Origin of the sequence: Candidatus Microbacterium phytovorans, assembly GCA_029202445.1 — a bacterium.
Taxonomy (GTDB): Bacteria; Actinomycetota; Actinomycetes; order Actinomycetales; family Microbacteriaceae; genus Microbacterium; species Microbacterium phytovorans.
This window is the reverse complement of record CP119321.1, coordinates 2,775,518-2,798,696: the sequence shown is the minus strand read 5'-3', so window position 1 is coordinate 2,798,696 and position 23,179 is coordinate 2,775,518. Positions and strand designations below refer to the sequence as shown.

24 protein-coding genes and 3 tRNA genes are annotated in these 23,179 nt (G+C 70.6%); 7 read left to right on the top strand and 20 right to left on the bottom strand.

Going from position 1 to position 23,179, the window contains the following annotated elements; all coding sequences use genetic code 11:
• The first annotated feature begins 130 nt into the window (after positions 1-130).
• Complete coding sequence (locus P0Y48_13310; protein ID WEK13419.1) at positions 131-892, top strand: hypothetical protein; 762 nt, start codon at positions 131-133, stop codon at positions 890-892.
• Positions 889-1,119: a helix-turn-helix domain-containing protein gene (locus tag P0Y48_13305; GenBank protein ID WEK13418.1), complete on the top strand. Its 231-nt coding sequence runs from the start codon at positions 889-891 to the stop codon at positions 1,117-1,119. Before P0Y48_13310 ends, P0Y48_13305 begins: the two co-directional genes overlap by 4 nt.
• A 163-nt stretch (positions 1,120-1,282) precedes the next feature.
• Here the strand turns inward: P0Y48_13305 and P0Y48_13300 are convergent, their stop codons facing one another.
• The 4 genes from P0Y48_13300 to P0Y48_13285 form a co-directional block, all read right to left on the bottom strand.
• Positions 1,283-2,224 carry a hypothetical protein gene (locus P0Y48_13300; protein ID WEK13417.1) on the bottom strand — a complete coding sequence of 314 codons (942 nt, stop codon included), beginning with the start codon at positions 2,222-2,224 and terminating at the stop codon, positions 1,283-1,285.
• Between the two features lie 318 nt (positions 2,225-2,542).
• Positions 2,543-3,244, bottom strand: coding sequence for a hypothetical protein (locus P0Y48_13295; protein ID WEK13416.1), 702 nt, complete (start codon positions 3,242-3,244; stop codon positions 2,543-2,545).
• A gap of 67 nt (positions 3,245-3,311) precedes the next feature.
• Positions 3,312-4,781, bottom strand: coding sequence for a cardiolipin synthase (gene cls, locus P0Y48_13290; GenBank protein ID WEK13415.1), 1,470 nt, complete (start codon positions 4,779-4,781; stop codon positions 3,312-3,314).
• Positions 4,782-4,829: 48 nt separating this feature from the next.
• Positions 4,830-5,024 carry a hypothetical protein gene (locus P0Y48_13285; GenBank protein ID WEK13414.1) on the bottom strand — a complete coding sequence of 65 codons (195 nt, stop codon included), beginning with the start codon at positions 5,022-5,024 and terminating at the stop codon, positions 4,830-4,832.
• A gap of 108 nt (positions 5,025-5,132) precedes the next feature.
• Between P0Y48_13285 and P0Y48_13280 the strand changes: the two genes are divergently transcribed.
• The gene (locus P0Y48_13280) at positions 5,133-6,248 is read left to right on the top strand and encodes a DUF4192 family protein (protein ID WEK13413.1); all 1,116 of its coding nucleotides are present in this window, start codon (positions 5,133-5,135) and stop codon (positions 6,246-6,248) included.
• A 22-nt stretch (positions 6,249-6,270) separates the two neighbouring features.
• Here the strand turns inward: P0Y48_13280 and lysS are convergent, their stop codons facing one another.
• The 13 genes from lysS to tilS form a co-directional block, all read right to left on the bottom strand.
• Entirely contained in the window at positions 6,271-7,791 is a 1,521-nt protein-coding gene (gene lysS, locus P0Y48_13275) for a lysine--tRNA ligase (protein ID WEK13412.1), read from the bottom strand.
• A gap of 61 nt (positions 7,792-7,852) precedes the next feature.
• Positions 7,853-8,533, bottom strand: coding sequence for a DUF2520 domain-containing protein (locus P0Y48_13270; GenBank protein ID WEK13411.1), 681 nt, complete (start codon positions 8,531-8,533; stop codon positions 7,853-7,855).
• Complete coding sequence (locus P0Y48_13265; GenBank protein WEK15083.1) at positions 8,530-10,191, bottom strand: PH domain-containing protein; 1,662 nt, start codon at positions 10,189-10,191, stop codon at positions 8,530-8,532. The genes P0Y48_13270 and P0Y48_13265 overlap by 4 nt, the downstream gene beginning before the upstream one ends.
• 101 nt (positions 10,192-10,292) lie before the next feature.
• Positions 10,293-10,919, bottom strand: coding sequence for a PH domain-containing protein (locus P0Y48_13260; protein ID WEK13410.1), 627 nt, complete (start codon positions 10,917-10,919; stop codon positions 10,293-10,295).
• Positions 10,864-11,358, bottom strand: a complete 495-nt coding sequence (locus P0Y48_13255) for a DUF3180 family protein (GenBank protein ID WEK13409.1) — start codon at positions 11,356-11,358, stop codon at positions 10,864-10,866. Before P0Y48_13255 ends, P0Y48_13260 begins: the two co-directional genes overlap by 56 nt.
• On the bottom strand, positions 11,355-11,906 hold the full coding sequence (gene folK / locus P0Y48_13250) for a 2-amino-4-hydroxy-6-hydroxymethyldihydropteridine diphosphokinase (protein WEK13408.1): 552 nt from the start codon (positions 11,904-11,906) through the stop codon (positions 11,355-11,357). The genes P0Y48_13255 and folK overlap by 4 nt, the downstream gene beginning before the upstream one ends.
• A complete protein-coding gene (gene folB / locus P0Y48_13245) occupies positions 11,903-12,274 on the bottom strand; it encodes a dihydroneopterin aldolase (protein WEK13407.1) in 372 nt (123 codons plus the stop codon). Before folB ends, folK begins: the two co-directional genes overlap by 4 nt.
• Complete coding sequence (gene folP, locus P0Y48_13240) at positions 12,271-13,083, bottom strand: dihydropteroate synthase (protein ID WEK13406.1); 813 nt, start codon at positions 13,081-13,083, stop codon at positions 12,271-12,273. Before folP ends, folB begins: the two co-directional genes overlap by 4 nt.
• 10 nt (positions 13,084-13,093) lie before the next feature.
• On the bottom strand, positions 13,094-13,684 hold the full coding sequence (locus P0Y48_13235; GenBank protein WEK13405.1) for a GTP cyclohydrolase I: 591 nt from the start codon (positions 13,682-13,684) through the stop codon (positions 13,094-13,096).
• Positions 13,685-13,693: 9 nt separating this feature from the next.
• Complete coding sequence (ftsH, locus tag P0Y48_13230; protein WEK13404.1) at positions 13,694-15,703, bottom strand: ATP-dependent zinc metalloprotease FtsH; 2,010 nt, start codon at positions 15,701-15,703, stop codon at positions 13,694-13,696.
• A gap of 111 nt (positions 15,704-15,814) precedes the next feature.
• A complete protein-coding gene (gene hpt, locus P0Y48_13225) occupies positions 15,815-16,366 on the bottom strand; it encodes a hypoxanthine phosphoribosyltransferase (protein ID WEK13403.1) in 552 nt (183 codons plus the stop codon).
• 30 nt (positions 16,367-16,396) lie between these two features.
• A complete protein-coding gene (locus P0Y48_13220) occupies positions 16,397-17,680 on the bottom strand; it encodes a hypothetical protein (protein WEK13402.1) in 1,284 nt (427 codons plus the stop codon).
• A gap of 69 nt (positions 17,681-17,749) precedes the next feature.
• The gene (gene tilS, locus P0Y48_13215; protein ID WEK13401.1) at positions 17,750-18,745 is read right to left on the bottom strand and encodes a tRNA lysidine(34) synthetase TilS; all 996 of its coding nucleotides are present in this window, start codon (positions 18,743-18,745) and stop codon (positions 17,750-17,752) included.
• 203 nt (positions 18,746-18,948) lie between these two features.
• On the opposite strand from tilS, the gene ppa reads away from it, so the two are divergent.
• The gene (gene ppa / locus P0Y48_13210; protein ID WEK13400.1) at positions 18,949-19,482 is read left to right on the top strand and encodes an inorganic diphosphatase; all 534 of its coding nucleotides are present in this window, start codon (positions 18,949-18,951) and stop codon (positions 19,480-19,482) included.
• Between the two features lie 94 nt (positions 19,483-19,576).
• Here ppa and P0Y48_13205 read toward each other — a convergent pair whose 3' ends face one another.
• The gene (locus tag P0Y48_13205; GenBank protein ID WEK13399.1) at positions 19,577-20,962 is read right to left on the bottom strand and encodes a M23 family metallopeptidase; all 1,386 of its coding nucleotides are present in this window, start codon (positions 20,960-20,962) and stop codon (positions 19,577-19,579) included.
• Between the two features lie 218 nt (positions 20,963-21,180).
• Here P0Y48_13205 and P0Y48_13200 point away from each other — a divergent pair.
• The 3 genes from P0Y48_13200 (at position 21,181) to P0Y48_13190 (ending at position 21,497) form a co-directional block, all read left to right on the top strand.
• Positions 21,181-21,253: transfer RNA gene (locus tag P0Y48_13200), tRNA-Glu, on the top strand.
• A 29-nt stretch (positions 21,254-21,282) separates the two neighbouring features.
• Positions 21,283-21,356 (top strand) — tRNA-Asp (locus P0Y48_13195).
• Positions 21,357-21,424: 68 nt separating this feature from the next.
• Positions 21,425-21,497: transfer RNA gene (locus P0Y48_13190), tRNA-Phe, on the top strand.
• A gap of 381 nt (positions 21,498-21,878) precedes the next feature.
• On the opposite strand, the gene P0Y48_13185 is transcribed toward P0Y48_13190, so the two are convergent.
• A complete protein-coding gene (locus P0Y48_13185; protein ID WEK13398.1) occupies positions 21,879-22,652 on the bottom strand; it encodes a hypothetical protein in 774 nt (257 codons plus the stop codon).
• Positions 22,649-23,155, bottom strand: a complete 507-nt coding sequence (locus P0Y48_13180; GenBank protein WEK13397.1) for an RNA polymerase sigma factor — start codon at positions 23,153-23,155, stop codon at positions 22,649-22,651. The genes P0Y48_13185 and P0Y48_13180 overlap by 4 nt, the downstream gene beginning before the upstream one ends.
• Positions 23,156-23,179 lie beyond the last annotated feature (24 nt).

Here is a 23,179-nt window from a genome sequence, read left to right as displayed (position 1 = left end):
TTCGCTGGGGGCGCACCGCCGATTGACAGCACGACGCAGACACCCATATCGTTTGTCGATAACAACGTTTTTCGATATGCTCGTCGCGGTGATGGCGAAGCGCCCCGCGACACGGAAGGACTGAGCTGAGATGGCGAACATGTGGGTCGTGGGACCGATCGTCTGGATCGGGCTGGCAGTGATCCTGGGGCTCACGATCACCTTCGTGATCGCTTCCCGGCGAGCACGGCGCACCGGCGACCCCTCGCCGCTCGTCAGCGTCACGCTGTCGGTGTCGGCACTGTGGGCGGCGATCTGCGTCATCGCGGCGGCCGTCGTGGTGCTCACCACGCTGCTGCAGGGCGACATCCGGATCGCGGTCCCCGTGCGCGAGTTCTGGCCCGAGCTTCCGTCCGGCACCGTCGTCGAGGGGCCGACCGCCATGCGGGTCGGCGGCGGCTTCGTCACCGCCGAGATCGTCGCGACCGGCCTCAGCACCGGGGTGCGGGTGTGCTGGGCGATCGGGCAGGGCCTCGGCATCCTCGTCCCGGGTGTGATCGCGACTCTCCTCGCCGTCGCCTGCTTCCAGCTGATCGCCGGGCGTGCGTTCGCCCCCGTCATCGCGCGCATGGCGACGGTGACGGCCGTGGTGGTCGCCGCAGGCGGGATCGCGGCGCAGATGCTCAGCGACATCGCCGGCAGCATCGCGGCGGGCGAGCTGCTGATGTGGGAGTCGGGCCAATACGAGGAGGTCGCCGGCATCGAAGACGTCTTCCGGGCGTGGCTGCCGCAGCCCGGCTTCGAGCTGACGTTCCCGTTCTGGCCCCTGGCAGCGGGACTCGCGTTCGCCGCCCTGGCCGTCATCTTCCGGCAGGGTGCACGTCTGCAGCGAGACTCCGAGGGGCTCGTGTGAGCCCGGCCGACGACGACGAGCTCACCGGCATCCACTGTCGCCTCGACGAGCTGCTCACCGCGCGCGGGATGACCCTCACACGGCTGTCGGAGATGGTGGGCGTGTCGGTGGTGAACCTCTCGATCCTCAAGAACGATCGCGCCCGCGCCATCCGCTACTCGACCCTCTCGGCGATCTGCCGCGCCCTCGACTGCGAGGTCGGCGACCTCCTGGTGCGCGCCGACTGACGTCGCCCCGTCCGGGGTGGTGCGCCGTCTCGCGGGTTCGTGGCGCAGCTTCGCTTTGCGCCGATTCGCTCGCGCCGCTTCGTGGGTGCGGCACCGTTCGCTCGCGCCGAATCGTGGGTGCGGCACCGCGCGACCCACAGGATGCCGCGGGCGAACGGCCCCGTCATCGAGTGGCCTGCACGAGGGCGCGACGCACGCGCTCGACCAGGTCGTCGCTTCGCCCGAAGACCCCCGCCTTGGTGACTCGGATGACTCTCCACCCCGCTTCGGCGAGTCGGTCGTAGCGGGCGATGTCGGCGGCCCACTGCCGCGGGTCGGTGAGGTGGTGCTCCCCCTCGTACTCCAGGGCGACGCGCAGCGCGGGGTAAGCGAGATCCACCTGGCCGAGCCAGACGCCGGCCTCGACCACATCGACGTTGGCCTCGGGCTCCGGGAGCCCCGCGCCGACGAGGATGAGCCGCAGCCACGTCTCCGCACGCGACCGCGATCGCGAGATGGCCCGAGGCAGCACTGCCCGCAGGCGAGCCGCACCCACCCGCCGCCCGGCGGCGACGGCCGCCTCCAACTGGACGCGGGTCGCGAGCGGCGCAGGGTCGGTCCGATGCATCGGCGCGCGGATGACGGCATCCGCCACGGCCACCAGGTCGCGATCGTCTCGCAAGACGACCGCGAGCATCGCCCACGTGGATGCCGGTGTCGACAGCGCGACGCCGTGCACCGGATGCCGGACGACATGGGCGAGCGCGGGAACCACGGCGTGCCCGACCACGCCACGCCCGGCCGGTGCCCGTCGCGGCGCGTGCACGCACACGTCGAGTGCGCGCCCGGCGACGACCTCGAGCGGCAGAGGGAGACCCCAGAGGACCGCGGCGGCGACGTGGCTGAAGAAGTGACCCACCGGCATCCGCTGGGCGTAGGCGTGTGCCGCGTCCACGAGCGCGTCCTCGGCGCTCGATGCGGCGCGCGCGTCGGCACGCACCCGCACGCCGTGGAACGGCGCGCGGAGGTCGGCGGACCGCAGGCGGGACGCCGTGACTCCTGCCGCGCGGGCGGCCGCCACCGAGAACGACGTCGCAAGGTGGGCGGGGAGGGGCTGACGGCGCATGAACCCATCGTCGGCCGCGCGAGGCGTGGCGCTTCGCCGTCCACAGCGATCGGTGTTCTCGCCGCGCACCACCCCGCCTGGGGAGGAGCCCTCGCCCGCGCCGAATCGCGGGTGGGTCGTGGGTGCCGTGGGTGCCGCGCCGTTCGCCCGCGCCGAATCGCGGGTGCCGCACCGTTCGCCAGTGCCGAATCGCGGGTGCGCCGCCTCACGACCCGCAGGATGCCGCGGGTAAACCCCGCGCCGCCGCACGACCCGCAGGATGCCGCGGGCGAACCACCGCGCGCCGCGGGCGAACCTCCCGCACCCCCGCCGCGAGGGTCAGTCGATCGGGATGCTGCCACCGGGGAGCGCGCCACCGCCGGCGACGCTGATCGTCGCGTCGGGGCTCACATCTCCCTCGACGGTGACCACCGCGACCTGCGGTGCCATGTCCATCGTGCACACCTGGTCGGCCGGCGGCTGCACGAAGGTCACCTCGACCGAGTCGGGCGCCGTCGCGGTCGCCGACTCGACCTGCGGCGCGCACGACGACGATCCCCAGGTCAGAAGCGCGAACGTGTCGGCGTCGACCCATCCCGCCGAGGGGGTGTACTCATCGACGGCCCGGCCCGTGTAGTCCGGCAGCGAGGTCTCGCCGAAGCTCGTCTCGCCGGCGGCCCCGTCGAGCGTCACCTGGATGTCGATGCCCGTGCCCGGCGTGATCCCGTCGGGAACGCCGACGACCGTGCCGCGCTGCACGAGATCGTCGGTGCAGGCCCGCTCTTCCCCGGTCGACTCCTTCAGCGTCACGACGAGGATACCGCCGTCCACGACCACGCCGTCGACGAAGGGGCGGCAGCTCGAGCTCCCGTCGGTCACGAGCGCGATGAGCGTGCCGGCGGCGAGCCAGGCCGCACCCACGTCGAGCCCATCGTCGGCGCTTCCACCCGGCGCATCCGGCCCGTCGTTGGTGGAGCACGCCGTCAGCGCGAGGGCGGCGAGCGCGAGAGCCGTGAAGGCGGCTACGGATCGGCGACGCATCAGAGTCCTTTCGAGGGCCGGATGCCGTGGCATCCACTCTTCGAGTGTCGAGACGCCGGGATCCGTCTCACTGCAGCGCGGACGTCAGCCGCGCGAGGTTGTCGAGCACCGTGGAACGGAGCGGCTGCTCGCGCCACTCCGCCAGAGTGAGCTCACGCGAGTCGTCGCGGTACTGGTCTTCGACGGCGCGCAGCTGCTGCACGAACTCCTCTCCCCGCACGAGGAGGGACATCTCGAGGTTCAGGCCGAACGAACGCATGTCCATGTTGCTGGAGCCGACGACGGCCACCTCGTCGTCGATCGACATCGACTTGGAGTGGAGGATGTACGGGCGCTTGTACATCCAGATCTTGACCCCGGCTCGCAGGAGCGCCTCGTAGTAGCTGCGTTGCGCGTGGTACACCATCGCCTGATCGCCCTCTTCGGACACGAACAGCTCGACGTGGATGCCGCGCTGGCACGCCGTCTGGATGGCCAGCAGGAGGCCTTCGTCGGGCACGAAGTAGGGGCTCACGATGATGATCTTCCGCTGCGCCGCGAACAGCAGCCCCATGAACAGCTTGAGGTTGTTCTGGAACTCGAAGCCGGGGCCGGACGGGATGACCTGGCAGTCGAGGTCGCCGGTGCCGCGGCGCACATCGAACAGTTCGATCCCCTCGACGATCTCGTCGGTCTCGCTGTACCAGTCACTCAGGAACACCGCGTTGACGGATGCCACGACCGGCCCGTCGATGCGCGCCATCATGTCGACCCAGTGCAGTCCGCGCTTGATGTTCTTACGCAGGTTGTACGTCGAGTCGGTCACGTTCTGGGAGCCCATGAACGCGACGGCGCCGTCGACGACGAGGAGCTTGCGGTGATTGCGGAGGTCGGGCCGCTGGTACTTGCCGCGCAGCGGCTGGACGGGAAGCATGAGCCGCCAGTGCGCGCCCATCGCGTCGAGGCGGCGCAGGGTCTCCTTGTAGAAGGGCTTGCTGCGATTGGCCCAGTGGTCCATGAGCACGCGCACGACGACGCCGCGGCCGGCCGCTTCCTCCATCGCCCGGAAGATGCCGTCGGTCGCGGCGTCGGCCTGCAGGATGTAGAACTCGACGTGCACGTAGTGCTGGGCTTCGCCGATCGCGGCGGCCATAGCGTCGAGGCTCTCCTGATAGCCGGCGATCAGAGTCGCCCCGTTGTCACCCGCGATCGGCAGGGCGCCGAGGTTGCGGTTGAGGGTGACGAGGGAGCGGAACCACTCGGGCGCGTTGGGCCGGAGCGTGCCGAAGTCGAGCCCCTTGCTCGTCTCACGGATGTAGTCGTTGATCTGCCGCTGCTTCTTGCGCCGCACGCGGGGCAGACGCGGGTTGCCGATGAGGAGGAAGAGCAGGATGCCGATGATCGGGATGAAGTAGATCGCCAGCAGCCAGGCCATCGCGGCCGTCGGGCGCCGGTTGCGAGGAATCACGATGATCGCCAGGACGCGCACGGTGATGTCGAAGGCGAGCACGACGAAGACCCACCAGGTCCAGTTCCAGTCGAATGTGATGCTCAGCAACGGCGCGCTCCTGCGGTACGGATGCGCCCAGCGTATCGGGCGCCTCCGTCAGCGGGCGGGACGATCGTCGGCGACCGGCGGGAGACCGCGCTTGGCGCGCTCCTCCGCCTCGATGCGGGTGTACATCCGACGCTCGTTCCGGTCCATGCGGAGGATGGAGCGCAGCACGAAGATGAACAGCCCGAGCACGACCACGGTGGGCGCGAGCGACCAGACGACGGCTGCCCAGTAGTCGGTGTCCATGGCATCCATCGTACCGTCGGCTTCTCCACAAGCTTCCCGTCTCGGGCGTCCGCGATCGCGGCTGTGGAAGGCGGTCTTCCCCGCGTCCGCACGGGGGACCCTCGGGACATGACCACCATCGTGAAAGCCGCCGACGCGGCCCAGTTCCTCGCACTCGTCCCCCGCATGCTCGGCTACACGCCCACGCGCAGCGTCGTCGTCGTGCCGATGGCCCGCGGACGAAGTCTCGGGGCGATGCGGCTCGACCTCCCGCCCGACGACGCGCTCGTCGACGACGGCTTCGCCGCGACGGTCGTCGGCATGGTGTGCCGGGTCGAGGTCGCCGACGCGCTCGTCGTGGTCGTCTACTCCGACCGCGGCACCGCCGACGGCCTCCCCCACGCGCGACTGGTCGACGGACTCGCTCGCACCGCGGATGCCAGTGGCCTCCACCTCGTCGACGCCCTCGTGGTCGCCGCCGACGGGTGGGGAGCGCCGCGGGCGCAGCCCGCGCGGGTACGCCCGCTGTCGGAGCTCGTGACCGCTCCGACGCCAGGGGCGCCGGAGCCGGCGGGCGATCAGCGGTCCGGCAGCACGCTGCCCCGACGCACGTCGGCCGAACGCCGTCAGGTCGGCGCGGCTCACCGCTCCCTCAGCGCCGCGCTGTCGATCGTGTGCGGCCTTCCTCCCGAGCCCGACCGTGTCGCGCGCATCGACCCGGCTGCCCTCGAGGCCGCGTGCGAGCTGGACGATCTGCCCGCGCTGTTCGAGAAGGCGCTCGACGACGACGCCGAGGCCCTTCCGCCGATGAGAGCCGCGCTCCTGGGATGGTGTCTCTCGCGGCCCGCCCTGCGCGACGTCGCGCTCGTGCAGTGGGCCAGCGACGCCGCGGGCGGGGAGGCGGCGATGACGGCTCAACGGCGGTGGGAGGACGGCGAGGAGTACCCGGCCGACCTCGCGGCCGTCATGTGGGGCGAGGGCGCACGGCCGGATCTCGATCGCATCGAGCGCGCGCTGACGCTCACGCGTCACGTGGCGGCGCTGACCGCCACCCGTCGACGCGCCGGGGCTCTCGCCGTGTGCGCGTGGCTGTCGTGGGCGCTCGGGCGGTCGACGCACGCGGGGGCGTACGCCGAGGCCGCTCTCGCCAGCGACCCGGATCACGGCCTCGCCGACATCGTGCGGTCGTTCGTCGCCGCTGCGCACCTGCCGGACTGGGCGTTCACCCGTGACGACGACCGCTGACGGCAGCGAGCCGCCTGTCGGGCTATTTGACGAGGGGGAAGAGGATCGTCTCGCGGATACCGAGGCCCGTGATCGCCATCATGAGGCGGTCGATACCCATTCCCATCCCGCCCGTCGGCGGCATCCCGTGTTCGAGCGCGCGCAAGAACTCCTCGTCCACGCGCATCGCCTCGTCGTCGCCGCGTGCCGCCAGCTTGGCCTGCTCCACGAAGCGCTCGCGCTGGATGACGGGGTCGACGAGCTCGGAGTAGCCGGTGGCCAGCTCGAAGCCCCGAACGTAGAGGTCCCACTTCTCCACCACTCCGGCGATCGAGCGGTGCTCGCGCACGAGCGGACTGGTGTCGAGGGGGAAGTCCATGACGAACGTGGGGCGCTCGAGGCCGCCCTTCACGAAGTGCTCCCACAGCTCCTCGACGAGCTTGCCGTGCGTCGCGATCTTCTCGGGAACCTCGACCCCCACCTCGGCGGCGAGCGCCTGGAGCTCGGCGAGAGGCGTAGCGGGGGTGATGTCGCGTCCGGCGGCTGCCGAGAGCGAGTCGTACATGGAGATGCGATCCCACTGACCGCCGAGGTCGAACTCGGTGCCGTCGGCCCACGTGACGGTGGTCGAACCGGCCACGGCGATCGCGGCGTTCTGCACGAGCTCCTGCGTGAGGTCGGCGATGCCGTTGTAATCGCTGTAGGCCTCGTACGCCTCGAGCATCGCGAACTCGGGGCTGTGGGTGGAGTCAGCGCCCTCGTTGCGGAAGTTGCGGTTGATCTCGAACACCCGGTCGATGCCACCCACCACGGCGCGCTTGAGGAACAGTTCCGGGGCGATGCGCAGGAACAGGTCGGCGTCGAACGCATTGGACCGCGTGACGAAGGGCCGGGCGGCCGCGCCGCCGTGCTGCACCTGCAGCATCGGCGTCTCCACCTCGATGTAGCCGTGCGACGCGAAGGTCTGGCGCAGGCTCGCGTTCACGGTCGCGCGTGCCACGACGGTCTCGCGTGCGAGATCGCGCACGATGAGGTCGAGGAAGCGCGAGCGCACACGGCTCTCCTCGCTGAGCTCGGTGTACAGGTTCGGCAGCGGCAGCAGCGCCTTGGCCGCGACGGCCCACTCGGTGACCATGATCGACAGCTCGCCGCGGCGGCTGGAGATCACCTGACCGGTGACCGAGACGTGGTCGCCGAGGTCGACGAGTTCCTTCCACGCCTGGAGCGACTCCTCGCCCACCTCCGCGAGCGAGACCATCGCCTGGATGCGGCTGCCGTCCCCCGACTGCAACGAGGCGAAGCAGAGCTTGCCGGTGTTGCGGCTGAACACGACACGGCCGGCGACGGATGCCACGACCCCGGTCTCGGCGCCCGCCTCGAGGTCGGCGTAGCGCTCGCGGAGCGCGGGAATGGTGTCGGTGACGGCGACGGCGACCGGGTAGGCGCCGCCCGCGGCATCCTTTCGCTCGGCGATCAGCCGCTCGCGCTTGGCAAGCCGGACGGCCTTCTGCTCGAAGACGTCGTCGTCGGTGATGGCCTCGGCGGATGCGGGCGCGTCGGTCATTTCAGGCTCCTCAGAAGTCGACCCTCGATTCTCTCACGGGCGCCGGCGACCGCCTTCGCCCTCACGCCGTCTCGAGCCCCTGCAGCGCGCGGTCGACCGTGGAGTGGACGAGAGCGGACAGGAAGCGGCCCGGCTCGTCTACACCGGCCGCGACCAGCAGCTCCGACGATTGGCGCAGCAGCGCGGCGGAGAACTCGGTCGCCGTTGCGACGGCCTCGCCGTAGGCCGCGCGGGCCTCCTCCGAGATCACGATCGGCTCGCACCCGAGCTCGACGGCGAGCGCCTGAGCGATCGGGAGCACGGCGGCGGGTGCCGTCACGGCGGCGTACGACTCGCGCAGCTGACGGAGATCGATCGAGGTGCCGGTGAAGGCGACCGCGGGGTGCACGGCGAGAGGGATGGCCCCCCGCGCGGCGGCGGGTGAGAGCACGTCGATGCCGTACGCCGGGTCGGTGTGGAGGACCAGCTGGCCCACCTGCCACGCCCCGATCTCGGACAGTCCGGCCACGAGAGAGGGAAGCTCCGCGTGCGGCACGGCGACGACGACGAGTTCGCTGCGGCGCACGACCTCATCGGCCGCGAGCACGGGCACCCCCGGCAGGACGGCGTCGACGCGATCGGGGTCGGAGCCCGCCGTGATACCCGTCACGGCATGGCCTGCTCCGGCCAAAGCCGCACCGATGACCGGGCCGACGCGTCCCGCACCGATGATGCCGACGCCCAGGCGTCCACTGCGGGTCATGCGCCCGGCACCGTACGGTCGGCGTCGACGGGCCGGTCCGTCGTCGCGGTCGAGGGCTCGCGGGAATCAGCGGAATCGGGCTCGACGGGGGGTGCGGCGACCGCATCAAGGTCGGGCGCGGCGGCGTCCTCGACAGCGGCGTCCACGGCGGGCTCGACAGCCGCATCGACGGCGGGCTCGACGGCGGGGTCCACCCCCTCGTCGGCTCCCCAGCGGTGGGAGCGATCGCGCGACAGCGCGGAGACCACGGCGGCCGCGGCATCCGTCCACAGCGCGACGGCGGCGGCACGGTCGAGGATGCCGAGGCTTCCCGAGACCTGGCCCAGCACGGTGTGGCCGGTGATGTTGGCGACATCCATCGCCCGATCGATCGGGCCCTGCGCCACACGCAGTGACTGGAGCCGCGCGAGCGGCAGCACGACCAGCGCCCGACGGAGCGCGCCGCTGCGCAGCAGCAGGGCGTCGGGGAGGAGGAGGAAGCCGTTGCGCCGCCACGACAGCGGGCGCAGCCAGCGCGCACGTCGAGGCGTGTTCGTGTACGGGTCGCCGGTTATCGGTCCGCGCACGCCGCGCTCCAGCATGAGCGGCCACGACTCGTCGGGAAGACCCGGGAGGATGAGCCGCAGCACGCGCTCCACGTCGTCTCTCGTGCCCACCGGCAGCACGTCGCTGAACTGCTGCGACGACGTGTCCGACGCCGACCGTCCCGAGAGCCGGTTCACGCGGACGCGGTACCAGCCGAGGCGCCGCCACAGCAGTGGCTGAGCGATCTCCACCGCGTGGATACGACCGGGCGGCAGCGTCTCGGTGACGGTCGTGAAGAGCCCGAAGGTGATGCGCACGCCCGCCGGCGTGGGCGCGATCGAGTACCGGAGCGAACGGGTGATCTGACGGAACCAGTACGCGCCGAAACCGATGAGCGCCGGAACGATCGAGAAGAGCAGCCACGGTGTGCCGACGATCGACCCCACCACGACACCGGCGACCAGCACGATCAGCCAGATCGTCGACCCCGACATGATGTGGGCGCCGATCAGCCGGCCGGGCGGGATGTGCACGACGGATGCCGGCTGGTCCACCGGTCCCTCGGCACCCTCGATGAGGCCCGTGATGCCGGCGCTGACGGCCGCCGCCGCGCGTCCCCGCACCGACGCCTCGCCCGCCGCGGCGCCGCGCTCGGCGAGTTGGCGCCCCGATGCCAGCCGCAGGATGTCGCCACGCACCGCCTCGGCGTTCGCCGTGGACAGGTACTCCAGCTTGACGTTCGCATCGAGTCCGGCGCCGACGACCTCGAGCTTCGCCATGCCGAGGATGCGGGCGATCATCGGACGCGTGAGGTTCACGCCCTGCACCCTGTCGAGCGGCGCACGCCGATGTGTCCGGAAGAGCACGCCGCTGCGCACCTCGACGTCGTCGCCGGTGATCCGGAAGGTATGGAAGCGCCACGACAACCAGAACAGCCCCAGCAGCACCACGAGCACACCGAGCACCACCAGCGCCGCGATGACGATCAGGTCGTTCGCGACGATGTAGTCGATCGGGTCGCCCGCGTACTCGTACTCCTCCGACATCCCCGGGAGGAAGATCGCGATCAGCCGGTCACGGAGGTTCGTGACGACGATGCCGATCACGACGACGAGGAACAGGCCGCCCTTCATGAGCGGGGTCAGCGGGTGCAGTCGATGCCACTCGCCGTCGCTCAGCGGGGAGCGCGCCTCCGCGAAGGCCCCCGCGGGGGCGACGGGCGAGCCGGGCACCGTCACAGTCCGGTCCGGCGGGTCTCGGCGACATCGATGAGCGTGTCGCGCAACTGCTCCGCCGCCGTCTGCGCCAGCCCCGGGATCGTGACGCCCGTGGCGGCCGCGGCCGTCACGAGCTTGAGCTGCGCGATGCCGAAGCCGCGGTCGAGCGGCCCGTGCGTGATGTCGACGAGCTGCATGCGCCCGTACGGCACGGCCACCATGCGCTGCCACAGGATGCCGCGGCGGAAGACGAGATCGTCGGCGCGGAGCTGGTACCCGATCGACCGCGCCTGACGGGGCAGCACGATCAGCGTCACCGCGGTGATCACGGCGACGATGCCGGCGGGAATCCACACCCACCCCTGCTCGAGCACGAGGCCCAGCACCGCCGCGGCGGCCACGATCAACGCGAGGAAGGCGACGTGCGAGATCACCTGGACGGCGATGTACTTCCGGGAGACCTGATGCCACCGGCCGTCGCCCAGCGGCAGGCGGTGCACACTGCGGGGTTCGACGATCGCGGAGAACGTCCCGGCATCCAGGGTCCCGTCCGTGGGCGCAACGCCGACGGGGGCCGGGGGGAGCGGCTCAGTCGTGGTGGGAGAGTCCGAAGCCGGGATCGGCTGGTCCGGGCTGTTCGTCATCATCGTCCTTCCGAATGGTGCACAGGTACTCGGCGACCAGCCCCGCGATCACGAGAACCAGCCCCGCGACCGCGGCGGCGACCACGGTACCCGTCGAGCCTAACGAGGGAGTCACCGGGCGGGTGAGGAGGAAGACCAGCAACCCTGCCCCGACGCCGACGACGGCGGCCCCCACGATGCTCGACGCGCGAGCGAGCATCGCGATGCGCACGGCGTGGAACGGGTCGACGCGCTGTCCACTGGCACCGGTCGTCGCGCGCCGGATCGGCACGGCCAGCGCCACCGTCACGGCGGCGACAAGCACGAGGAGCACCGGCAGCATGAGCGACGGGGTGAACGTCGGCTGCCCGGCGGCGGTGAGCGCCTGGTCGATGAGGTACCCGACGACGAGCCCGATCACGGCCGAGACGATGAGCGGCGCGGCTCCCGTGCGCTTCATGACGCGTCCTCCTCGTCGAGGGCGCGCAGCAGGTCGGCGACGCGTCCGCGGCCGGGCAGCTCGGCGTCGGGATCGACACTGGCCCAGGGACGCAGCACGAAGTCGCGCTCGGCGGCGCGCGGATGCGGGAGGGTGAGCGCGGGGTCGTCGGAACGCACGTCACCGTACGCGATCAGATCGAGGTCGAGCGTCCGGTCCTGCCAGCGCGGCTGATCGGCCGTGCGACGGGGGCGACCGTGCCGCTCCTCGACGGCGTGCAGGAAGGCCAGCAGCACGCTCGGCGCGAGGCGCGTCGACAGGAGGGCGACCGTGTTGAGGTACCCGGGGGCGGAGACATCGGGACCCGACGGCGTGAGCGCGATCGACTCGATGGGCGCCGCGGCAGCCGTCACCGACGTCAGCGGCAGCCGTGCGAGGTCATCGAGCGCCGCGGAGATCGTCTCGGCGCGGTCGCCGAGGTTCGCGCCGAGGGCGACGACCGCCGGCACGGCCGGTCGCGCCGCGCGGGGAGCCTCGTCATCGAGACCCTGGGCGAGTCGGCGGCTCATCCGGCATCCTCTCGTCGGCGTCGCACCGTTACGGCGACATCAGTGAACGGCACCGGGATCGGCGCCTGCGGCTTGTGCACGGTGACGGTCACGGCATCCACGAGCGCGAACGTCAGTGCCGCGTCGGCGATCCGCCGCGCGAGCGTCTCCAGCAGGTTGACGGGTTCGCCGGCGAGGATCGCCGCGACCTGCTCGGCCAGCTCGCCGTAGTGCACGGTGTCCGCCACGTCGTCGCTGCGCGAGGCAGCGTCGAGCGACAGGCTCAGCACCACGTCGGCGACGAACTCCTGACCGTCGCGACGTTCGTGGTCGTAGACGCCGTGATATCCCACGGCACGGATGCCGGAGATCGAGATCTCATCGGTCATGATCGGCCTTTCCCCGTCATCGCGCGCTCCCACACCGCGAGGGCGTCGCGGGTCGCGGCGACGTCGTGCACGCGCACGGCCCACGCGCCAGCGACCGCCGCGCGCACGCTCGTGACCGCCGTCGCGAGGTCTCGGCGCTCCTGCGTGGGCTCACCGTGCTCCTCGAGCGTGGCGGCGAGGAAGCCCTTGCGGCTCGTCCCGACGAGCACGCGCGACTCCATCGCAACCACACGCTCGAGCCCGCGCAGCAGCTCCCAGTTCTGGTCGCCGCGCTTACCGAACCCGAACCCCGGATCGAGGATGAGACGGGCCGGAGGGATGCCGGCGGCGAGCGCCTCGTGGCGACGCTCCTCGAGCTCGGCGATCACCTCGTCCACGACGTCGTCGTAGTGCGCGCGGGCGTACATCCGGTCGGAGGGTCCGCGCCAGTGCCCGATCGCGAAGTGCACCTCGGAGTCGGCGACCACCTCGATGATCTCGGGGTCGGACTGTCCCCCGGAGACGTCGTTCACGATGAGCGCACCGGCGCCGATCGCGGCCGCCGCGGTGGCGGCGTTCATGGTGTCGATGCTGATCATCGTGCCGTCGGCGGCGAGCGCCTCGATCACCGGGAGGACGCGGGCCAGCTCCACCTCGGGCGGCACGCGCTCGGCCCCCGGGCGGGTCGACTCGCCCCCGATGTCGAGGATGTCGGCTCCGGCGGCAGCGAGGGCACGACCGTGGGCGATCGCGTCATCCACGCCGACGTACCGGCCACCGTCGCTGAACGAGTCGGGCGTCACGTTGACGATGCCCATGAGGAGGGTCATCGCGGCATCCTCATGTCGCCCGTCCCGTGAGGAGCAGCATGATCTCGGCGCGCGCCGCCGGCTCGGAGAGCTCCCCGCGCGCCGCTACCGTGACGGTCGACGCGTCGGGCTGACGGCCGCCGCGCATCGTGACGCATTCGTGGGTGGCGTCGAGCACGACGAGCACCCCGCGCGTGTCCAGGGAGTCGGCGATGACATCGGCGATCTGCTCGCCGAGGCGCTCCTGCACCTGCGGCCGCGCCGCGAGCACGTCGACGACGCGCGGCAGCGCCCCGAGACCCACGACCTGCTCGCCCGGCAGATACGCGATGTGGGCGTGGCCGGCGAACGGCAGGAGGTGATGCTCGCACACGGAGCGGAACCGGATGTCGCGCAGCATGACGGCGCCTGACGGCAGCGTGTCGGGGGCCGGGCCACGCGTCACGGAGATCGTGTGCGCGAGCGGCGCCGCGGCATCCTCTCCCACACCCGAGAAGAACTCGGCGTACGCATCGGCGACCCGGTGCGGCGTAGCCCGCAGGCCGGGACGATCGGGGTCTTCACCGATCGCCTCGAGGAGGTCGCGCACCAGAGCGGCGACGCGGTCACGGTCGACGGCCACGACCCGAGCCTATGCGGTCGCGGGACGCGCCTGCCCGCTCGCACGACGCGCGGGGGCCTTCTGCGCGACCGTCTCGCCCTCTGCGGCCACCTGAGCGGCGAGGCCCGCCTCGTCTTGGGTGCGCGGCACCTCCACGGGGGGAAGCGTCGACACGGGGCGCTCCGTGCTCGACAGCCACTGCGGGCGCGGCGGGAGCTTGCGGATGTCGGTGAAGATCTCGGCGATCTCGAGGTGGTCGAGCGTCTCCTTCTCGAGGAGCGCCGTGGCCAGCCGGTCGAGGATGTCGCGGTTCGCGTTGAGCACCTCGTAGGCCTCGTTGTGGGCCTGCTCGATGAGGTCTCGCACCTGCTGATCGACGCGCTCGGCGATCCGCTCGCTGAAGTCGCGGCCGTGGCCCATGTCGCGGCCCATGAAGACCTCGCCCGAGGACTGGCCGAGCTTGACGGGTCCGACCTCGGTCGTCATGCCGTACTCCGTGACCATCTTCCGGGCGATGTTGGTCGCCTTCTCGATGTCGTTGCTCGCACCGGTGGTGGGGTCGTGGAAGACGACCTCCTCGGCGACACGACCGCCCATGGCCCACGCCAGCTGGTCCTGCAGCTCGTTGCGGGTGATGGAGTACTTGTCTTCCAGGGGCATGACCATCGTGTAGCCGAGGGCCTTGCCTCGCGGGAGGATCGTGATCTTGGTGACCGGGTCGGAGTGGTTCATCGCCGCCGCCACGAGCGCGTGACCGCCCTCGTGGTAGGCCGTGATGAGCTTCTCCTTGTCCCGCATGACGCGCGTGCGTCGCTGCGGCCCGGCGATCACGCGATCGATGGCCTCGTCGAGGGCCCGCATGTCGATCAGCTGCGCGTTGGAGCGAGCCGTGAGCAGCGCGGCCTCGTTGAGGACGTTGGCGAGGTCGGCACCGGTGAACCCGGGGGTCTTCCGCGCGATGACCGAGAGGTCGACCGAGGGCGACAGGGGCTTGCCCCGCCCGTGCACCTCGAGGATCTTCTGACGGCCCTTCAGGTCGGGCGCGTCGACGCCGATCTGCCGGTCGAAACGGCCGGGGCGCAGCAGCGCGGGGTCGAGGATGTCGGGACGGTTGGTGGCCGCGATGACGAGCACGGACACCTTGGGGTCGAAGCCGTCCATCTCCACGAGCATCTGGTTGAGCGTCTGCTCGCGCTCGTCGTGACCGCCGCCCATGCCGGCGCCGCGGTGGCGACCGACGGCGTCGATCTCGTCGATGAAGATGATGGCCGGAGCGTTCTCCTTGGCCTGGTTGAAGAGGTCGCGAACGCGACTCGCACCGACGCCGACGAACATCTCCACGAAGTCAGAACCCGAGATGGAGTAGAACGGCACCCCGGCTTCGCCGGCGACCGCGCGCGCGAGCAGCGTCTTTCCGGTGCCGGGAGGGCCGTAGAGGAGCACGCCCTTCGGGATGCGGGCGCCGACGGCCTGGAACTTCGCGGGGTCTTTCAGGAAGTCTTTGATCTCCTGCATCTCCTCGATGGCCTCTTCGGCACCGGCGACGTCGCCGAAGGTGACCGTGGGGGTCTCCTTCGTCACGAGCTTCGCGCGGGACTTGCCGAACTGCATCACCTTGCTGCCGCCGCCCTGGGCGCTGGACAGCAGGAACCAGAAGAGAAGACCCAGCAGCAGGAGCGGGATCACGAGGGACAGGATGCCGCCCCAGAAGCTCGGCTGCGGGACGACGTCGTCGAAGCCGTCCTTCGGCGATGCGGAGTCGATGGCCGTGACGACCTCGTCGGCGCGCGCCGTCGTGTAGTAGAACTGCACGTTCGTCGAGTCCTTGAAGGCCTTCGACAGCGTCAGGTCGACGCGCTGGTCACCGTCGGTCATGACGACCTTGCTGACCGTGTCGCCGCCGAGCAGCTGCAACCCTTCCTGCGTCGTGATGCGCTTGGCCCCCGTGAGGCCGGAGATGAGCGACATCCCGATGAGCAGGAGCACACCGATGAGCAACACGTACATGAACGGGTTGCGGGTCAGCTTCTTGAAATCCATGGTCCGCTCAGGCTACAACGCAGCGACTATGCGGGGACTGTGCATTCGCCCACGGCGTACCCCGAGACGGATGCCGTCAGGCTGGCGGCGCCGTGGCGCCTCCGCGGCCCGTCAGCTGTAGACGTGGGGCGCGAGGACGGCGACGTCGCGAAGGTTGCGATAGCCCTCCGCGTAGTCGAGGCCGTACCCGACGACGAAGTCGTTCGGGATGTCGAACCCGACGTAGCGGCAGTCGATCTCGACCTTCGCGGCGGCGGGCTTGCGGAGGAGCGCGAGCACCTCGATGGAGGCGGCACCGCGGGAGGCGAAGTTCTCAAGCAGCCAGCTGAGCGTCAGACCCGAGTCGATGATGTCCTCGACGATCAGCACGTGCTTGCCGGTGAGATCGGTGTCGAGGTCTTTGCGGATCTGGACGACGCCGCTGGACTTCGTGCCGGCTCCGTACGAGGACACGGCCATCCAGTCCATCGCGATCGCGCGAGGGAGGGCCCTGGCGAGGTCGGCCATGACCATGACCGCGCCCTTGAGCACGCCGACCAGCAGCAGCTCTTTGCCCTCGTAGTCGGCGACGACCTGCGCCGCGAGCTCCTCGAGCTTCGCCTGGATCTCCTCCTCGGTCACGAGGACGGTGGTCAGCTGGTCTGCGATGTCGGCCGCGCGCATGATTCGAGTGTAGGCAATCCGCGGGCAGCCTCAGTCACGGGTGGCCCGCCGCTGCCGCGCCACGAGGCCCAGTCCGATCGCGATCGCGACGGCACCGGCCCACAGCAGCCCGAACGGCGGCTCGCCGCCGGTGACCGCCAGCTCGCCCGTCGGGGCGGAAGGCGTCGGCGTCTGGGTGAACTCGGAGTCCACACCCTTCGTCGGCGTGGGCGTGGCGGTCGGCGTCGGAGTGGCCGTAGCCGTCGGTGTCGGCGTGGGGGTCGGGGTGGGCGTCGGAGTCGGAGTCGGGGTGGGAGTCGGCGTCGGGGTGGGCGTGGCCGTCGGCGTCGGGGTGCCGCTGCCGGTGCCGGAGCCGCCCTGACGTCGCACGGTCGCCGTCACCGTGGTCGTCGCTTCGGAGGCGATCGTGATGTCGGCGTCGTTCGTGTACGTCGCGAGCGTGCGGTCGACGACGCGTGAGTCGGCCACGACGGCGTAGAACCACCCCTCCTCAGCCGTGAACGCCACTGTCACGCCTGCCGCCGTCTCGGTCAGCGTGGTGCCCACGCGCGCGTCGACGTTGCGCCATCCCGTCGGCGACCCGTCGGGCTTGCGATCGACCGCCCCGAGCACCCGGATCGCCGGGAGGCCACCGGTGCCCCGCACCCATTCCTGCCCCGCACCGAGACGCTCGAGCACCGTCACGTCCTGACCGGCGGTCATGCCGGCTGCCGGCGCCTTGATCGCGATCGTCCACTGGATCGTGTCGTTCTCGCGGTCGTAGACACCATGCTTGTTGTTCGGCCGGCCCGTGAAGGTGCAGTCCGGAGGGCAGGCGCCGTCGGGGGGCGTCACGGTGATCGAGTCTTCGACATCCCCGAAGTCATACGTGGTCGTCGTGGCCTGCGTGACCGTCGTCGTCACCGTGGCCCAGAAGTCGAACGTGCCTCGCAGCGAGCGCGGATGCGCGGCGATGTAGTCGGCGTCGATGTCGCAGACGATCTGCGTGGCGGTGACCACGCAGCTGCCCATCGGCGCGCCGTCGGGATCGAGCAGGTCGAACGCGTCGCTCAGGCCCCGGAGGCCGTCCGGGAGGTCGACCGTGAATCCCGCCGGAGTCGCGGGGTCGTCGGGGAGCGCCCACTCGCCGGACAGCTGGGTGGAGCGTCCGCTCTCGACGACGTCATCGACGAACGTGAGCGAGGTGATCGCCGCCTCTGTCGAGTATGGTGGCGCCGCCGTCGCGGCGACGGCCACCCCCGCGGACAGAGCCGCCCCCACGATGATCGCCACGATGACGCCGGCCCCGTGCCGGACGCGTGCGAAGAAACCCATGTCCCGTACCTCCCCCAAGGTGCGACGGGCGCTGGCACCCGTCAGGGAGAAGACGCGCGAGAGGGTCTTTTATGACGCGGATGCGGCAAATTCGATCAACTGACCGGCGCGGAGGGCACGGCATCCGGGCAGATCCACAGGCCCCTGACCCCTCCAGTGCGTCACCAACCGGGCGACTTCGAGCGTCTGCGCGCGGGTGAGCGACACCCCGAACTCGCTCGCGACGACGTGGCGGATGATGCGGTGGCGCAGCGCTGGCGGATTGGCCGCGAGCGCGGGAACCGAGACCGCGATGCCCGCCTCGGCATGCTCGACGATGTCTTCGATGGTCTCGTCGATCATCTCGGCGAAGGCGTCGGCATCCTCCCGCAGCTGATCGGCGGTGCGGGCGAGAGCCTCCGCCACGCCCGGACCGATCGAGGTTTCCAGGAGCGGCAGCACGTCTTGACGCACCCGCACGCGCAGGAAGCGACGGTCGAGGTTGTGCGGGTCGTCCCACGGCGGCAGATCCTGAGCCACGCACGCGGCGCGCGTCGTCGTCCGCCGCACTCCCAGCAGCGGACGCACCCAGCGGATGCCGTCGTCCTCGCGATCGGGCGACATGCCGCCGAGGCTCGTCGAGCCCGAGCCCCGCGCGAGACCGATGAGCACGGTCTCCGCCTGATCGTCGAGCGTGTGCGCCAACAGGATCGCGGAGGCGCCGGCATCCCGAGCGGCCGCGCGCAGCGCTGCCCGACGCGCGTCGCGGGCAGCGGCCTCGAGACCGCCCTCGCGACCCACCTCCACGCGCACGGTGCGGGCGGGGAGGCCGAGCTCCTCCGCGACGCGCGCGGCGCGCGCGGCGACGACGTCGGACCCCTCCTGGAGCCCGTGGTCGATGACGACCGCCGACGCCGCCACGCCCGCCTTCGGCGCCTCGAACGCGACCGCTGCGGCGAGCGCGAGAGAGTCGGCACCACCGGACAGGCCCACCACGACGGGGCCATCCAGGTCGGCGAGGGCTGCGCGCACGGCGCGGCGCACATCGGCCACGGCGGGGTCCAGGCCCGGTCGACGCTCGTCCATACCGTCACGGTATCCGGTCTGGTCCACCACAACTCCGGAATGTCGGTGCTCAACGGAGCCCGAGAGCGGGCTCCCCGGCGAGCTTTCGGTCGCCCCGCCGCACGCGGGCAGCACCCTTCCGGAGTTGTGACACCGACTCGCGGACGGCGGCCTCCCGGCTAGGCTTGACGCGGCATCCACAGCACTTCCGAAGGAGCACCAGCATGGGCGCGTACGACGCCGTCATCGAGATCCCGCGTAACAGCAAGATCAAGTACGAGGTAGACCACGGCACGGGCCGCGTCTTCCTCGACCGCATCCTGTTCACGCCCATGGGCTACCCCGCCAACTACGGCTTCTTCGAGAACACCCTCGGCGAAGACGGCGACCCGCTCGACGTGCTCGTCCTGCTCGACCACGACCTCGCGCCCGGCATCCTCGCCAAGGTGCGCCCCGTCGGCGTGCTGAAGATGACCGACGAGGCCGGCGGCGACGACAAGGTCGTCGCGGTGCTCGCGAAAGACCCGCGCTGGGCGCACATCCAGGACGTCACCGACGTCGACGAGTGGACCAAGAACGAGATCAACCACTTCTTCGAGCACTACAAGGACCTCGAGCCCGGCAAGTGGGTCAAGGTCGACGAGTGGGCCAACGCCGCCGAGGCGGAGCGGCTCGTGACCGAGGCGTTCGAGCGCTTCGAGGAGCACGAGGGCCAGACGAAGACGCAGGGTGAGGGCGAAGCGCCCAACACGCTCTGACCGAGAGGTCACCGACGGGTCGGATGCCACGGCATCCGGCCCGTCGTCGTTTCCGGGTGCGGGGTCTGTGCGGGCGGGATCGGCGCGGGCGGGGTCAGACCGAGACGCCGCGGGCGCGCAGGAACGGCGCCGGGTTGATGCGGACGCCGCCGCTGTAGACCTCGAAGTGGAGGTGGCATCCGGTGGAGACGCCCGTGTTGCCGACGTAGGCGATGGTCTGCCCGGCGCGCACCGAGTCGCCCCAGCTCACGTTGTAGCCGCCCGGCTTGATGTGGGCGTAGCCGGTGACGATGCCGCCGCCGTGGTCGACCTTGATGTAGTTGCCCCAGGCGCCGCTGTATCCGGCGAAGATGACGCGACCGGATGCCGCGGCGAAGATCGGCGAGCTGCAGCCGCCCGCGAAGTCGATGCCGCGGTGGCCCGACGTGCAGTAGCCGTTGGAGCAGATGGTGCCGCGGTTGCCGAACCACGCGCTGATGTAGCCGTAGCCGGGGCGCACCCAGCCCGACGGCTGCACCTCGCCGGCGCTCCCGCCGCCGCCACCGGAGCCGCCGCCGTTGTTCGCCGCCGCTTCGGCTTCTTCGCGGGCACGGCGCTCGGCCTCCTCGCGTTCGCGGCGGAGTCGGGCCTCGCGGGCCTTGCGACGCGCGATGACGCCGTCGCGATAGCCCGACACGGTCTTGGAGGTCGTGTCCTTGAGTGCGGCTAGCTGCGCCTCGAGCACGTCGAGGTGTTCGGCCTGGGCGTCGAGGGCCGCCTGGGCGGCGGTCGCGGCATCCTGGGCCTCGATCATCTTGGCTTCGGCCGCCTGCTGGAGGCGGTCACGCTCTTTGCGGGCGACGTCGGCCTGGTTCGACAGGTTCTGCGCGTTGTCGCGGGCGCTGACGGCATCCGCGTAGATGGCGCGGTTGGCTTCGAGCAGCTTGTCCATCGTGCCGAGGCGTGCGAGGAGGTCGTCGGCGCTGGCGGCCGAGCCCGAGAAGAACAGTTCGAGCGACGTGTCGTCGCCGCCCATGCGGTACTGCTGGGATGCCAGGCGCCCCAGCTTGTCGGCGGCTTCGGCGGCGCGGGCCCGTTCGGCATCCGCCTGTTCCTGAAGGGAGGTGGCGCGGTCGGCGGCCTCTTCGAACGCCTCCTGTGCCGCGATGTACTCGGCGCCGAGACGCTCGGCTTCGGCCTGCTTCGCGGCGACGTCATTCTGCAGCGACGAGATGAGACCCTCGATGCGGGTGACCTCGCGCGCCTTCGCGGACTGGTTGGCCTTGGCCTTCTCGACGTCGTCCCACGAGGGGTAGGAGGCGGCAAAGGCGGGCGCGCTCGCGAGGAAGCCTGCGGCGGCGATACCGGCGACGCCGAGCCCAAGCGCGGTGCGGCGAGTGAGGATGCGGCCGTGCTCGACGGTGCGGCCGAGAGCGCTGAGCTCCTGCGCGGTGGGCGCGCAGCCGCAGTCGTCGGGTGCTGCGGACAGCTCAGAAGGCACGTCTCACTCCTCAGTCACATCAGTAACAAGTGCCACAATAACAACACTGGTCACATCTGCCGATGATGGGATGCGTCGTTGGGGGGCGCGACGCACGCGCTCACGCCATCATCACCCCCCGGAACGCCGGTTCGCCAGAGGCCACGCCCTCGATTTCCGATTCCGTGGGGAATTGCGTATGCTTGAGCGTCGGTAAGCGTGAGCCTCCGGGTTCGCTCGGCCCCATCGTTTAGCGGCCTAGGACGCCGCCCTTTCACGGCGGTAGCACGGGTTCGAATCCCGTTGGGGTCACACTCCGCACCACACAATTGAACAAGCATGGCCCTGTAGCGCAGTTGGTTAGCGTGCCGCCCTGTCACGGCGGAGGTCGCGGGTTCAAGTCCCGTCAGGGTCGCTCCAAGCGACGGGCCCTTTGATTTCAGAGGGCCTTTCGTCTAGGACATGGCTCCTCGGATGCCATGCGGCTCTGTAGCTCAGTTGGTAGAGCGCACGACTGAAAATCGTGAGGTCACGGGATCGACGCCCGTCGGAGCCACAAGGACCGTCGTTACAACGGTCCCAGAAACCCTCGCCTAGCTTCTACATGGCGGGGGTTTTGCCTTTCCGCCGCACGTCCGCACCGGCGTAAAGAAGAAGCCCCGACTGTTACCACACAGCCGGGGCGAGACGAATGAGAAGTTCGCCTATCACGTTCAGCGTACCGCGCCTACCTGGGAGGCGGCTCCGCACGCGCTAGCTGAGCGCCGCGACCCTCTCGGTTCGATCGACGAGGCGGATGACGATCAGGAGATCGCCGGCCGAGACGACGGACGACGCCCCCGCCGCGTGCTATTCCCATGACGACGCGGTCGAACTGCGTGACGTCGAGTTGCTCGAGCGCGACCTTCTGCGTGGATTCGGCAAGGAGTCACGACCTCTACCCACCGGGTGTCGCGACGCACTGCGCCGCGTCAGGGTCATCCATCATGCGGCGGACGAAGTCGGGATCGGCGTCGTCGGCCGCATACTGCGTGCCCGAGTACGGCGCCTCGACGAAACCAACGGCGACCAGGCAGCGCGCGACCAGATCGACCCAGTCCGCCTTGTCGGGATTCTGAACGAGCCGCGCGTACAGATCCTCGATGATGCTGATCGTTCCGGTGCTGCAGTCGCCGGCGACCCGGTTCACGAGGTCGGTGTCCCACGATCCGCCGATCGCGTACGACCGGATGCCGGCGCGGTCCGCGCTCACCGTCACGGCCAGTCCGGCGCCGCGCACGCACTCGACGTAGAGCGCGACGGCCTCCTCGTACTCGTCGGCGGTGATCACGTTGTCACCGAGCACGCGGTCCTCGAACGCAGAGGTGGCGCGGTCCCGCGCAACCTCGAAGTCGGACCCGTATAGCGGATTCGCGATCTCTGGCGTCGGATCGCTGGCGATGGGAGCCCTCCTGGCATCCAGCACCGCTGCTCCGACCGCGAACGCGACCGCGACGACCGCAGCCGTGGCCGCCAGAGCTGTGAGCGGCGTCGCCCAGCGGAGCGCCGGCCGCCACCGTCGCACGCGCGGCACACGGGTGCGTTCGCTCTCCGCCACGATCCGGTCGCGGAGCGCGAGGTGAGTCGAGGTGAGCTCGTCGCCTTCCGCGGGATACGGGTCAGCCGTGCGCAATAACACCGCGACGTGGTCCGTACGATCTGTCGTGGTCATCGACCGCCTCCTGTCAGTTCGGGTTCCGTCATGGCATGGAGCAGCTTCGACCGCGCTCTCGACATCAACGCCCACACTGCCGACGTTCTGCACCCCAGCACTTCGCTGATCTCGGCGGCGGACAGCCCTTCCCAGTAGGTGAGCCGGAGAGCCTCCTGCTCCCTCGGGGAGAGCGCTCGCACCGCGTCGATCAGCGCGAGTCGGTCCTCCACGGGCAGCGCGGGTGAAGCCTCCTCGATCCGGCGCGCCAAGGCGACCTCGAGGTCGGCGCGGCGGCCCTGCCGTCGATAGAGATCGGTCAACAGATCCGCAGCCACCTTGAACAGCCACGCACGTGTGAGCGGTTCACGCGGGTCCTGCTTCTCCCAGGCGATACGGAACACGTCTCCGGCGAGGTCCTCCGCATCGGATGCCGAGGAGAGCCGACGCCTGAGGAATCGCAGCACGCCGAGAAAGTGGGCGTGGAACAACGCGTCGAACGCCGCCCGCCGCTGATCCCTCACGTGTGCTCCTCCGCGCGTCGATAC